This is a genomic window from Ktedonobacter robiniae (assembly GCF_016587375.1).
Classification (GTDB): domain Bacteria; phylum Chloroflexota; class Ktedonobacteria; order Ktedonobacterales; family Ktedonobacteraceae; genus Ktedonobacter; species Ktedonobacter robiniae.
Window position 1 is genome coordinate 4,111,217 of the sequence record NZ_BNJG01000001.1, and the last position, 12,343, is coordinate 4,123,559.

The following is a 12,343-nucleotide window of genomic DNA, read 5'->3' on the forward strand; positions in this document are numbered from 1 at the left end:
GACAGAGTGAGTGGTTTTATGCATGAGGGGTGTTCGTAACGCTTCTTGTGGTTCGTTCGTGATGAAGATGGTAGGTTCCGCATAAGAAGGATAGAGGTGTTTGCTAAAGGAGGCTGGTATGACTGATATGGCTTTGGGGCAGGAGGTTGTGCGCCAAAAGTTGGCGGCATTTGAAGAGCTGCGACCGAAGTTTGAGCAGTGTTTTCGCTTTGTGCAGGAGGCCCATGGCCAGAAACGCTTTGTCTCCTGCTCTGTCGGAGACATTGTGTACTATTTGCATGCGCGCTGGATCTGTGATTGTAAGGGCTATCTCTTAAGTGTGCCTCATTCGCATAAAATATATGAGGGTCGGCGTTGCCTGGAACTGCTGCGCGAGTGGCAAACCGATGGCAATAGCGCGAATGTAATCGCTTTCTTGCAGCGTAAGCTTGACACTCTCCCTTATGCCGCTCTGACGCGCCAGATTGAGCAAGGGCGTTTGCGGCATCAGAATGATGGCCTGGAGAGACGTCTATTGCATGGGCGCACTATTTTACTGAATCGTGGTTTCAATTTGTTACTTGCACTGGATACGCTGTTCTCCCTCTCGCGTGAGGAGCTAAGCGCAGAGGTTCACGCAGCCTGCGAACAGTATGGGCATTTCCCAGAACAGATTGAGCAGCAACTGGCGCTTCTGGATACGTCCCTGTATAGCTATGTTCCTCATCAAGCGCTGGCTCGCTTGAACATGACGCTCATGAATAGGTTTGGAAGTGATGTGCTGGCTCAAGAAGAGAATGCTCCCGGTGAGCGCTCCTGGCGTGTATTACCTTCGGAGGAGCCACTGACACCGCCCGCTGAACATCTCTTCCCCGCCTACCAGGACCTGACCCAGACCGGGCATAACAACATCATGCGCCACCGTTTTAATAGCCCTACCTCCTAGCGAGTATGAAAAGTGGGGAGTGCAGAGGGGCGTCAGCCCCTCTGCACTCCCTTTCCCCTCCCGCCGCAGGCGGTATGAATCCCTTTCAAACGAATTTGAACAGAGTACGAGATGCATATGACCAGAAGCGAAGCTGCTATCTTCTACGCTTCTTCTTGAGCGTTGGCTGAGGCGCGGGTACGACAACGCCACTGATATCCTCGATCTTGCCATCTTCAATCTCGATGCGCACATCTGCCACCTTCGCTACGCTGCGATCATGACTGACTACGATGACCGTGCGCCCTTGATTCGCCAGGCGCTTTAACAGGTCTATGATGCGCTTGCCATTCTGTGAGTCCAGGTTTCCGGTTGGCTCATCCGCCAGGATGACTTTGGGATCGTTGGCGAGCGCACGAGCGATGGCGACGCGCTGCTTTTGTCCACCAGAGAGCCTGCCGGGGCGATGCCGGTGGCGATTCTCATCGATACCGACCTGGAGCAGGAGTGTCCGCGCTCGCTCGCGCATGTCGGCTCGCGACTTTCCTCCTGCCAACTCCATTGGAAGCATGACGTTCTCTAGCGCCGTCAGATTGGGAATCAGGTGAAATGATTGGAAAACAAAGCCCACGTTTTGACGTCTGAACTTATGCTCCTTTGGCCCGGTCAGGCTCATCACATTAACACCATCGACGACCAGTTCGCCTCCTGTCGGTTTATCCAGGCTCCCGAGAATATAGAGTAAGGTCGATTTGCCGCTGCCGCTGGGACCCATGATGGTGACGAATTGCCCCTCTGTAAAGACAAAGCTTGCGTCATCTACGGCCTTGATGACTTCACCATACATCTTAAAGTGCTTGCTGAGATGCTCGGCGACAATCGTGACAGTTGGCTCTTTCTGAACGGTTGAATCTTTCTCTAGAACTGCGGGCGTGGCCGCGTCTATAATAGTCTCTTCTCCCATGGTTTATCCTCGCTTCTCAGACTAGTTGTTGCCTTTTCTCAGCACGACTGCGGGTCGGATGCGCGCGACATAGAGAGCGGGAATGACGCTTGTTAAGATTGCCAGGCCGATTCCCAACCCCATGATGATGAGCAGTGTTTGCCCATTAAGCGTGACCGTTGATAGATGAATGTCACTGAGCTGCTGCGTTAATCCCTGACGAAAGCCCTGGAAACCCTGGAAGCCCTGGAACGATGGACCTCCCTGTGTGCCTTGTGCCGTTGGAGTTCCTCCCATCATAAATGAGCCTCGCCCTCTGCCAGCTACAGAACCAATATCACTGGATGCTGTGGAGACATCAAACTTCTGTGAGATGATGGGACCAAGTGTCACGAGAAGCACAGTCGCGACCGCCGATGCCAGGACACTGAGCGCCAAAACTTCTGTCCAGAACTGCCCTATCACCTGCCAGTGTGAGGCACCTATTGCCTTGAGCGTGCCGATTTCCGCAGTGCGTTCGCGAACAATAACGAAGACCGAGAAGATGATAATTGCGGCCGAGGTGGCTATGGCGACGATGAGCGCCAGCTTGATGCTGTTCTGTGCGGTACTGAGCGCACTGATCGCGCTTGAGTACATCCTGTTCTCAGTGACGACGTTGTATTTGCTGCCCAGCGTCGTGCGAATATTGGTTGCAACAGTGTCTACCTGGTCATAGGTCGTGGCGTAGGCCGTAATACTGTCGACGCCACTGACGGCGTAGAGCTTCTGCATGGTTGCCAGGGGCAAGGTGAGCGTATTATCGGCTATTGCTGCATCTGAGGTGTAGAGTCCAACAACTGTGAGCTTGGTGCTTTTGAGTGTAAAGGTTGAACCAACCTTGAGATTATTTGTGTCGGCCAGTGTCTTGCTCATAAGCGCGACGTTTGCCGTAGCATCGCTCGTCTGGAGTCCGCGTCCAGAGGTGATTGTAGGTGTGCCACCCTGGATAGTGAAATGCGTGGAGCCGCTTGAAATACCATAAATTGAGGCTGGAATAGTTCTGCTTTGCCCGTTAGGCATCTGGACGCTGGCGGTCTTCAATTCCTGATCGGTGTCATAGCGTCTCAGGCTCTCCTCGACACTGGTAACGCCAGAAATCTTTTTGACTTTATCGATAGCGTCAGAGGGTATCGGCGTACTCGCGTTTTGTGATTGGAACAGATTGAAGCCGCCATTATTGCCATTCCCACCATTGCCACCAGGGAACCCTCTATCATTTCCGTTGTTGTTATTGCCATTATTTTGTGTTTGACTCTGGTTGTCGGTCACATAACTGATGGTAACGCCCGTTCCTACTTCTGAGCGCACTTTGGTAAGTTGCTGCTGCGCGCTGCTGTTGAGGCTGACCATGGCCGCAACAAACATCAAGCTTGCTCCCAACAGCAAGACGATGAGCAGCAGCCGTAGTGGATTCCGCACCACATTTCGCATGCCGCGTAAGACTATGCCCATGCAACTAGTACTCCTTCGTTTGGTTCGTCAGCCTGGTGACTGGTTTCATTTTTTTATCAACGATGCCTGCTGGCTTCTTAGCTACGAAGGATAGCGAAAATTTATCAGAGAGTCTTCAGAAAAGTGTAAAAGTAGTGTAGGAAATTGTAAAAGAAATTTAAAGCAATCGATGTGTAAGCGTTGTAAATACATATTTAGAGGAAAAGAGTAATTAATGTAATGTGTGGAATTCTGTACTATGGCGTGTCGAAGCACTTTATTTAACTGTTAAGAGCCAGGCAGAAAAGGCGGACACCGCTTTTTAGGATGTATAATGCTTGATACGAAAAGAGCCATAAACTGAAAAGAGGAGCATGCATGTATTTCTCGCAGGAAGCCTATCGCTGTCGCCTGGAGTGGGGGCGGCGTGGCGTCGCTGAGGCGGCGGCGCGCGGCGACGTACTGGTAATTATTGATGTTCTTAGTTTCTCCAGCGCGACCGTGACCGCCATCGCTCGCGGAGGTCGTATCTACCCTTGTCCTCTTGAGGCCGATACCGCTGAACTGGCGCGGCGTGTGCAGGGTGTGGCGGCGGTTTGGCGTCGCAAGGTTCCGCAAGAGGGGCGCTTTTCGCTGTCGCCAGCGACTACGCTCTCGCTTGAACCAGGAATGTGTGTCGTGCTGGCCTCTCCCAATGGCGCGGCTTGTAGCCACTATGGCCGTTCTGTGTCGCATCTACTGGTGGGATCATTGCTCAATGCGCAGGCGGTCGCGGACGCAGTGGCCTCGTTGCTGGCAGTGAATGAGCAACGAGCGGTGAGTGTTATCGCCTGTGGCGAGCGCTGGCACGAGCCCTCTGAGGATGGCACGCTCCGTTTCGCCCTGGAAGATTACCTGGGGGCAGGCGCGATTCTCTCTTCCCTGGATACCTTCTCTCAGTCGCCCGAGGCTCGGGTGTGCGTGGGAGCCTTTCGCCAGGTTAGAGAGCAACTCCCCGAACTCCTCCAGGGATCGTACTCGGGCCAGGAATTGATCCAGGCGGGCTTCCCTCAAGATGTTGAGCGTGCAGCCAGGCTGGATCTCTATAGCTGTGTGCCGGTCATGCGTGAGGGCTTTCTCGAACAACTATAATAGTGCGTCAACGGGCCTGCCATACCTGGACATGCCCGTCCAGCAGGCCCGTCGCAACGAACTTACTATCGGGTGACCAGGCCAGGGTCCAGGGGGTCAGGCCTTCTGGCAGGTAGGTATAGACGCTGGCGCTCCTGTTAGGGTCCCAGAGCTTGACTGTATTATCAGCGCTACTGGAGACGATCTGCCTGCCATCGGGCGACCAGGCCACCGATTGAATGACCCCATTGTGCTCCCGGTAGACCTGGCGCGTCTGGCCTGTTGCCGCGTTCCAGACCTGAACCGTCGTGTCGCTACTGCCCGAGACGATGAAGGCGCTATCGTTTGACCAGGCAATGGCTGTTACTTTATTATCATGCTCGGTATAGATGCTGGCGGCGTGGTCTGCGTCGAGGTCCCAGATATGCACCGTGTGATCCCAGGAGCCAGAGGCTATCTTTCCCCCATCGGGTGACCAGGCGACGCTGTAAACGACATCCTGGTGCCCCTGGTAGGTGTAGGCGCTGCGCCCACTCTGTGTGTTCCAGACGTTGACGGTGCCATCATTGATGGCGGCTGCCAGAAAATCACTGCCAGGCGACCAGCTTACCTCCCAGATGGTATCGGTGGTATGCCATACCTGGAGTGTACGCAGGCTATGCGCATCCCAGATACGCACTGTGTTGTCAGAGCCTGCTGAGGCCAGGAATTTTCCATCAGGTGACCAGGCGACGGTCTGAACGTTTTTTGTATGTCTGGCATAGACCTGGTCGTGCTGGCCCGTAAAGGCATCCCAGATATGAATATGCCCCCCTTTTAAGTCCTGGGGACCCGCGGCTGAGGCGATGCGCGAGCTATTTGGGGACCAACTCACACTGCCAACCGATCCTTCTCCACCCGGATAACGATAGCGGAGCGTACCTACACCTGTATGGGTTTGTGTGGCCGTAGGATGTAGCCAGGCTTGAGCGCGCCGCAAGAGCGTGTCTCGCTGGAAATAAGCGACCGAGCCACCAGCACCCAGGAACAGGGCCGTGGCACCGCACCAGGCCAGTGCGCTTCGCCTGCTGTGACGGCGTGGCCGCTCCTGCGGGATGGGTGTATGGGGAGCCGCGCTTGAATCTACAGGAAAGGTGGTCGCGCCAGCTATGTGCTGTTGTGGACTTGATATGGAATGCCTATTTCGTGTGCCTGTTGGCTGCGCAAGAATAATAAGGGATTGTTCCGTGGTTCCTTCCCTATTTGGGTCACGCACAAGCAGGCCACATTTGCCACAGAATGTGGCATTGCTATCTACGGCCTCTCCGCATTTTTTGCACGTTCTATGCTCCATAGCCACCCCTCCAAAATCACACACCGCTTAAAAACATTTGCTGCTATTGTACTAAAAAAAAGAAGTTTTTGAAAGTAGTACGCGCAAAGAAAAACATTTGAAAGAAGTACAGGATATTTGTTATTCTGTGGGTGTACTTCTGATCCGAAAACCCTGAGCGCGCAGCGCTAGACACGTAAGTGGCGCGCGCCCCGAATGGGGTTGGGTTTCGGAATAAGATCATATTGTATTCCAGCCAGAATAATAAGGAGTAGCTTCGATGAAGACGCATACTGCGTACATTTCTTTGCATACGAAGAAGCGCCGGGAGTTTGTACCCTTGACGCAGCAGGTTGAACAGATTATCCGTGAGAGTGGTATTCAAGATGGCCTGGCGCTGGTCACCTCGATGCATATTACCGCGGCGGTCATTATTAATGACTATGAAAGCGGTCTATGGCAGGATATTATGCAGTGGCTAGAAGAGATCGCGCCTGCAAAGCCCGATTATCTGCATCATCGCACCGGCGAAGACAACGCTGATGCCCACTTAAAACAACTGCTTCTGCATAACCAGGTCGTGGTCCCCATTACCAACGGCGAGTTTGACTCTGGCCCCTGGGAACAGATCTTCTATGTCGAGTTTGATGGGATGCGCGATAAGCGCGTCCTGGTAAAGGTAATCGGGGAATAGAGGGAGGAAAATGATGGCCCGGCGCTCGTGGCGTACGCCACGAGCGCCGGGCCATCATTTTCCTCCCTCTACTAGGCCTTTGGTACTAGCTTTAAGGATAGGCAAGGTACGACTTTTTGGCCCTTGTGTTTCTACTCCCTTGTCTGGTATACTTTCTCCTACAAAGGTTAGTGTATTTACAACACCTTTTCTTTTTTGTCCGGCTTATAAGTGTACAAAATACACTTATAAGAAATGAGACTACTTCCTCTCCGAAAACCTGAGCGTTTATCCCCGAATGGGCAAAGCGCTAGTCACGCGAGTGACGTTGGATTTCGGAATAAGAGCTTATTCAAAGGAGAATAAGGGGTATGCCTATCCTGGATGGCCAGCCCTTTGCTGCCGCAATTATAGGTGGAGGAATCGCGGGTTTATCACTTGCCCTGCGTCTTCCCGAGACGATGCCTGTGGCCCTGCTTACTAAGGGACAACTTGGCGAGAGCAACACCCGCTATGCGCAGGGTGGGCTTGCGGTTGCCTTGGGGCAGGACGACAGCTCAGAACTACATTTTCAAGATACTATGGCTGCTGGTGCTGGCCTGTGTGATGCGGAGGCGGTACGTATTCTGGTCGAGCAAGGACCAGGGGCGGTGCGCTGGCTCATGCAACAGGGCGTGGAATTTGATCGTGCGCAACCTGGAAGCGATGCCTATACAACCCCTGATGGGTTCTTGCTGGGTCGCGAAGGGGCGCATTGTCGCTGGCGTGTCTTGCATGCCGGTGGCGATGCGACTGGTGCGGAGATCGAGCGCGCTTTAATGAAAGCTGTCCGTCAGCGATCCTCCGTGACTGTGTTTGAAGAGACGTTTGTCGAAGAACTCTTAGTAGAAGATGAGAGCTGTGTGGGTCTGCGGGCCCGCAAACGTGATGGCACGTCCCTGGCTATCTTCGCTCAAGCGACCGTGCTTGCCAGCGGAGGCGCGGGTGGTCTCTGGCTCCATACCTCTAATCCCTCGGGGGCCACGGCTGATGGTCTCTCTCTGGCCTGGCGCGCGGGTGCCGCCCTGGTCGACCTTGAGTTTATGCAGTTTCACCCTACCGTCCTGGTGGTGAATGGCACATCACATCTGATCACGGAGGCAGTCCGTGGTGAAGGCGCTTACTTACGCAATCACGCGGGCGAACGCTTTATGCCGCGTTATAGCGAGCAGGAAGAACTTGCTCCACGTGATGTTGTGGCACGCGCCATTCTTAAAGAGATGCTGTTGGAGGAGACGGATTGCCAGTTCCTTGATCTCCGTCACCTGCCGGCTGAGAAGATGCATGCACGCTTCCCCACGATCTCGGCGTTCTGCCGTGAGCATGGGCTGGACCTGGCTCGCGATCTGCTTCCCATTGCTCCCGCGGCGCACTATTGCATGGGGGGCGTGATGGTAGATACATGGGGGCGCACCTCTGTGCCTGCGCTCTACGCGGTTGGCGAGGTCTCCTGTACCGGCGTCCATGGCGCGAATCGGCTTGCCAGCAACTCGTTGCTGGAGGGATTGGTCTATGGCCTGCGCATCGCTGATGTGCTTGCCTCGGGTCAGCAATCACATGCACAGCCAGGCCCTCAATCGACGCTGCGTGCCTCCTCGTCGCTGAATGTCTATGCTGAGATCTCATCTGCTGACATGCAGTCATTGGGTCTTGCGCATGATATATCGGCCACACAGGTGCGTAGCGAACTGAGGCAGCTCATGTGGCAATATGCCTCACTCTCGCGTAGCCACGAGGGGCTGGAGCTGGCTAAAGGACGTGTCTGCTTCTTGCGCTCTCTGGTGGCAAGCAAGCTGGAGACCGAGGGTCCATCTCGGTGGCGCGAAGTGCATAATATGTTGCAGGTCGCTGAACTTGTGATGGTGGCCGCGCAAGCGCGCTGTGAGAGCCGTGGTAGCCATTGGCGTCTTGATTACCAGGCAACCGAGGAACAGTTACAGCAGCGCCACTTTGCCTGGCAGCGGCAAGCGGTAGGAGAAGAGTCGATCACTCAGATTGTCCAGGAAGGAAGTTGCCCTCATGCATAAAGCTATTCTTGACTTAATTACAGCGGCGCTCGAAGAGGATGGAGCCTATGACGATATCACAACCCTGAGCACTGTCTCGCCCGAGGCGCAGGCAAGTGCCCAGATTGTGACGCGCCACGAAGGCGTGATCGCTGGGCTCTCCCTGGTTCCTGAGACCTTTCGCCTGTTTGATAGCCGGGTCTCTGTCGAACTGGTAGTCAAGGATGGCGCCCATGTGCAGGAGGGCGATGTGCTGGCGCGTATTCAAGGCCCGGCTCGCTCAGTCTTGAGCGCCGAGCGTGTGGCCCTAAACTTCCTGGGACGCCTCTCGGGCATTGCCTCGCTGACTGCGCATTGTGCTCGTGCGCTTGAGGGTACACAGACACGTATCCTGGATACGCGTAAGACTACTCCGGGCCTGCGTCGCCTGGAGAAGGAGGCTGTACGCCTGGGTGGAGGCCAGAACCATCGCTTCGGTTTGAGCGATGGGGTGTTGATTAAAGACAACCATATTAAAGCCGCTGGAGGTGTTGCGCAGGCTGTTACTGCCGCGAGATCTCTTGCTCCTCATTTACTGAAAGTCGAAGTTGAGTGTGAGACGTTGGAAGAAGTGCGAGAAGCCTTACAGGCCGACGCCGATGTTATTCTGCTAGATAATATGGATGCCGCGCTTATGCGCCAGGCCGTTACCATTATTCGTGAGCAGAGTCCGCGCGTCCTGATCGAGGCCTCAGGCAATATCGGCACCAACACCGAGCGCCTACTCGAGGTGGCCCATACGGGAGTCGATTTCATCTCCCTGGGTGCCCTGACGCACTCCGCACCTAACTTCGATGTCTCTCTGGAGTTCGCATAGTGATGTAGCTGTCGGTAAAGACGTACACACGACTCATGGGTGTTTCCATTCAAGAAAGGGGAGGTGCAGGAGGGAAACCCTCCTGCCGGGGCGTGGGCTTCCTTTCCGCTCGCCTGAGCCGACAGGCTAGCTGCGAAGCAGCGTTGGTGAGCGAAATACAAGGCCAGTTCCCCACACAAATTTCTTCCCTTCTTTACTTTGGGAGCAAACCACTTATTCATGGAGGAGAAGATATATGGCAATCGATACAGCTTGCGCGGAGAGCCAGGAGTCGCGTATCCTGCCGCTGCTCAATCCAAAGACACGTGCCAGGCATGATCTGTCGAAGCGTTCTGATGTCATTCCGACCTTCTACGCCGAGATGGACGGCGACGAACTCGACCGTCGCATCGCCGCGGCCCGGGCCGCCCTGGGCGAGCGCCTGGTTATTCTCGGTCACCATTATCAGCGTGATGAGATTATTAAGTATGCTGATTACCGTGGAGATTCATTTAAACTAGCGCAGCTTGCCGCCGAGCGTCCCGAGGCCGATTATATCGTCTTCTGTGGCGTGCACTTTATGGCTGAGAGCGCCGATGTGCTCAGTGGCCCGAACCAGAAGGTAATTCTGCCCAATCCTGCCGCTGGCTGCTCCATGGCCGATATGGCTAACATCACCGAGGTCGAGGAGTGTTGGGAGACCCTGACCGACGTCCTGGGCGAGGATGCGGGTATCATCCCCGTGACTTATATGAACTCTGCTGCCAATCTGAAGGCTTTCTGTGGGCGCCATGGTGGCATCGTCTGTACCTCATCGAATGCCCCCGCCGTCATGAAGTGGGCCTTTGAGCAGGGCAAGCGCGTCCTCTTCTTCCCTGACGAGCACCTGGGACGCAACACGGGCCTGAAATTTGGCATTTCCGATGCTGAGATGACGATCTGGAATCCGAAGAACCCCATGGCCGAGAACGATGCCGAGGACCGCCTTGAGCATGCGAAGATCATTCTCTGGAAGGGCTACTGTACCACGCATATGCGCTTCAATGTGCAGCAGATCGAGAAAGCCCGCGCCGACTATCCAGATATTAAGATTATTGTCCATCCCGAGTGTCGCCGCGAGGTCGTTGAGGCCGCAGATCTCTATGGCTCGACAGAGTATATTATTCAGCAGATTGAGAAGGCTCCCGCTGGCACGAAGTGGGGCGTGGCGACAGAGATCAACCTGGTGCACCGCCTGGCGCAGGAGCATCCCGACCAGTTCATCTTCTGCCTCGATCCCATCGTCTGCCCCTGCTCGACGATGTACCGCATCCACCCGGCCTACCTGGCCTGGGTCCTGGAGGGCCTGCTGGATGGCGAGGTTATCAACCAGGTAAGCGTCGACCCTGACACCATTCACTGGGCACGCGTGGCCCTGGAGCGTATGCTGGCGCTCAAAGGCTAACGCTAATACCTGCATGGCTATGACTGAAAAAAACAGGTGTGAGGAGATTGGCGGACATACTCCGCCAATCTCCTCACACCTGTTTTTGGCTTCACATACTCGGGTTGGTGGGATCATTGTAGTCCGGCCCTGTATCCAGGCTTGTGAGCATGACCAGGGAGTTGGCCGGCACCTGGGTTATTAGTTCTCCATTTTTTTGCTGTCTGCTTGCAGCTACGGGTAGCGGAAGCTGTGAGGCGTCGCTCAAACGTGTTTTATCACTGTAGACGTATTGGCGAAAGATGTCTTGTTGGGTGTTTTCTGGCAGCTTGAGTGCGAAGGCTTGGGTTGTGGCCTGGCGATTGAGAAGCATGAGTGTCCAGTAGTGGCGTGCCGGATTGGCTGCACTCGACATCTCTGCCGCCAGCAGGCGCACATCCATAGGTTGTTCTGGATGGTAAATCGTCGCACCTGGTCGGAGATAGCGGCTGAGCAATGACCAGGAGTAGAACCAGGGGCGTGGTAGTGGCTCTGTGCTGATATTCCACATGCCCCAGACTTTGTTGTGCATGGCATCGTCCAGATTCCAGGCGGCGCCTCCAGACATACCGGCTCGAGCCAATTGTATGGCGTAATCAGCCATCTCCAATCCATATTGATACGTCTTTACCTGGTGCTGGTTGTCGCCGGGGCCACTCTGATAACCCCATCCCATCTCGCCCAGGAGGAGTAGTTTTTGTTGCGCTGGATCAGCGCTCTTGAAGCGCTCCACGATTGGACGGAATATGCTTTCAACCTGCCCATGCTGAATGTCACAACAGGTTCTGACATAGTTATGCCATTCATACGCTCCAGTTTGCTTGTTCGAAGGGAGCGTACTATTGGTAATCCAGCCATTGGTATTTGCGGTATCTGGACCAATGATCTCTACCTCGTTTGTGAGTTGGTGGCGCTCCAGGGCGGTGTACAATCGCTGATTGAAGGCTTCCCAATCTTGAAATGAAGGAAGTTTGGTATCGGGTTCATTGACGCTGTTGGTATAGCGAATATTGCTGTACCCACGTTCGTGGATCAGGTAGTGGAGTAAATCGCTTAGGGCAGTGGCATACTGGTTTGTGTGGTAGTCCCAGGGCTTCAGATCCCATGTTCCAATGGTGAGTGGAATGTTGTGCGCCCGTGCATAATCGAGAATAGGGTACCAGGCTAGCATACTGGACGAATCGAAGGTATAGCGTCCTACAATCCCTTCTGGACAAAACCATTGAACATCGATCATGCTGCGTATCCATGCCGGGCGCATATAATCAACACGGGTATAGAGCATGTCCCATTGTTTCTGTGAGAGTTGAAGCGGTTGAATATCGTTAGTTTCGGCATCCCATTCAATGCCAAAGCCCAGCCAGGGCGTGCGTGTCGCGTCAGTAGACCAGATGTTGATTGGTGTCATAGGTGCTCCTGGAGAGAGAGAGATTGGGGGCAGCATCGGCGTTTGCGTGCTTGCGGTCTGAAGGAGCATAAGGAGCATAGTGAGAAGTAGTCCTATCCCTGCCAGGCGTGCTCTCTTCTGCCCATGTATCACGATTCTAGCCTCCTGCTCGTTTGTTGCGTAATACTATTGTGTTTCT

At 54.5% G+C, this 12,343-nt stretch carries 10 protein-coding genes; 6 read left to right on the top strand and 4 right to left on the bottom strand.

Features of this window, described 5'->3' with window-relative positions; translation table 11 throughout:
- Window positions 1–118: 118 nt before the first annotated feature.
- Window positions 119–925, top strand: a complete 807-nt coding sequence (locus JMJ04_RS17125; RefSeq protein WP_201371666.1) for a hypothetical protein — start codon at window positions 119–121, stop codon at window positions 923–925.
- Between the two features lie 136 nt (window positions 926–1,061).
- On the opposite strand, the gene JMJ04_RS17130 is transcribed toward JMJ04_RS17125, so the two are convergent.
- Together JMJ04_RS17130 and JMJ04_RS17135 are read right to left on the bottom strand one after the other, a co-directional pair.
- On the bottom strand, window positions 1,062–1,868 hold the full coding sequence (locus JMJ04_RS17130) for an ABC transporter ATP-binding protein (protein ID WP_201371667.1): 807 nt from the start codon (window positions 1,866–1,868) through the stop codon (window positions 1,062–1,064).
- 21 nt (window positions 1,869–1,889) lie between these two features.
- Window positions 1,890–3,341 (bottom strand): ABC transporter permease, encoded by a 1,452-nt coding sequence (locus tag JMJ04_RS17135; RefSeq protein ID WP_201371668.1) that lies wholly within the window; start codon window positions 3,339–3,341, stop codon window positions 1,890–1,892.
- 357 nt (window positions 3,342–3,698) lie between these two features.
- On the opposite strand from JMJ04_RS17135, the gene JMJ04_RS17140 reads away from it, so the two are divergent.
- Window positions 3,699–4,451 carry a 2-phosphosulfolactate phosphatase gene (locus JMJ04_RS17140; RefSeq protein WP_201371669.1) on the top strand — a complete coding sequence of 251 codons (753 nt, stop codon included), beginning with the start codon at window positions 3,699–3,701 and terminating at the stop codon, window positions 4,449–4,451.
- Window positions 4,452–4,458: 7 nt separating this feature from the next.
- Here JMJ04_RS17140 and JMJ04_RS17145 read toward each other — a convergent pair whose 3' ends face one another.
- On the bottom strand, window positions 4,459–5,763 hold the full coding sequence (locus JMJ04_RS17145) for a WD40 domain-containing protein (RefSeq protein ID WP_201371670.1): 1,305 nt from the start codon (window positions 5,761–5,763) through the stop codon (window positions 4,459–4,461).
- A 259-nt stretch (window positions 5,764–6,022) separates the two neighbouring features.
- Here JMJ04_RS17145 and JMJ04_RS17150 point away from each other — a divergent pair, with 259 nt between their 5' ends.
- The 4 genes from JMJ04_RS17150 (at window position 6,023) to nadA (ending at window position 10,739) form a co-directional block, all read left to right on the top strand.
- Entirely contained in the window at window positions 6,023–6,436 is a 414-nt protein-coding gene (locus tag JMJ04_RS17150; RefSeq protein ID WP_007905760.1) for a secondary thiamine-phosphate synthase enzyme YjbQ, read from the top strand.
- Between the two features lie 350 nt (window positions 6,437–6,786).
- Window positions 6,787–8,481, top strand: coding sequence for an L-aspartate oxidase (gene nadB, locus JMJ04_RS17155; protein ID WP_201371671.1), 1,695 nt, complete (start codon window positions 6,787–6,789; stop codon window positions 8,479–8,481).
- A complete protein-coding gene (gene nadC, locus JMJ04_RS17160) occupies window positions 8,474–9,316 on the top strand; it encodes a carboxylating nicotinate-nucleotide diphosphorylase (protein ID WP_201371672.1) in 843 nt (280 codons plus the stop codon). The genes nadB and nadC overlap by 8 nt, the downstream gene beginning before the upstream one ends.
- Before the next feature lie 235 nt (window positions 9,317–9,551).
- Complete coding sequence (nadA, locus tag JMJ04_RS17165) at window positions 9,552–10,739, top strand: quinolinate synthase NadA (RefSeq protein ID WP_201371673.1); 1,188 nt, start codon at window positions 9,552–9,554, stop codon at window positions 10,737–10,739.
- Window positions 10,740–10,830: 91 nt separating this feature from the next.
- Here nadA and JMJ04_RS17170 read toward each other — a convergent pair whose 3' ends face one another.
- Window positions 10,831–12,165: a hypothetical protein gene (locus JMJ04_RS17170; protein WP_201371674.1), complete on the bottom strand. Its 1,335-nt coding sequence runs from the start codon at window positions 12,163–12,165 to the stop codon at window positions 10,831–10,833.
- Window positions 12,166–12,343: the final 178 nt, after the last annotated feature.

Coding starts and splice junctions, on each gene's coding strand:
- JMJ04_RS17125 (WP_201371666.1), top strand. CDS start 119: ATGACTGATATGGCTTTGGGGCAGGAGGTTGTGCGCCAAAAGTTGGCG.
- JMJ04_RS17130 (WP_201371667.1), bottom strand. CDS start 1,868: ATGGGAGAAGAGACTATTATAGACGCGGCCACGCCCGCAGTTCTAGAG.
- JMJ04_RS17135 (WP_201371668.1), bottom strand. CDS start 3,341: ATGGGCATAGTCTTACGCGGCATGCGAAATGTGGTGCGGAATCCACTA.
- JMJ04_RS17140 (WP_201371669.1), top strand. CDS start 3,699: ATGTATTTCTCGCAGGAAGCCTATCGCTGTCGCCTGGAGTGGGGGCGG.
- JMJ04_RS17145 (WP_201371670.1), bottom strand. CDS start 5,763: ATGGAGCATAGAACGTGCAAAAAATGCGGAGAGGCCGTAGATAGCAAT.
- JMJ04_RS17150 (WP_007905760.1), top strand. CDS start 6,023: ATGAAGACGCATACTGCGTACATTTCTTTGCATACGAAGAAGCGCCGG.
- nadB (WP_201371671.1), top strand. CDS start 6,787: ATGCCTATCCTGGATGGCCAGCCCTTTGCTGCCGCAATTATAGGTGGA.
- nadC (WP_201371672.1), top strand. CDS start 8,474: ATGCATAAAGCTATTCTTGACTTAATTACAGCGGCGCTCGAAGAGGAT.
- nadA (WP_201371673.1), top strand. CDS start 9,552: ATGGCAATCGATACAGCTTGCGCGGAGAGCCAGGAGTCGCGTATCCTG.
- JMJ04_RS17170 (WP_201371674.1), bottom strand. CDS start 12,165: ATGACACCAATCAACATCTGGTCTACTGACGCGACACGCACGCCCTGG.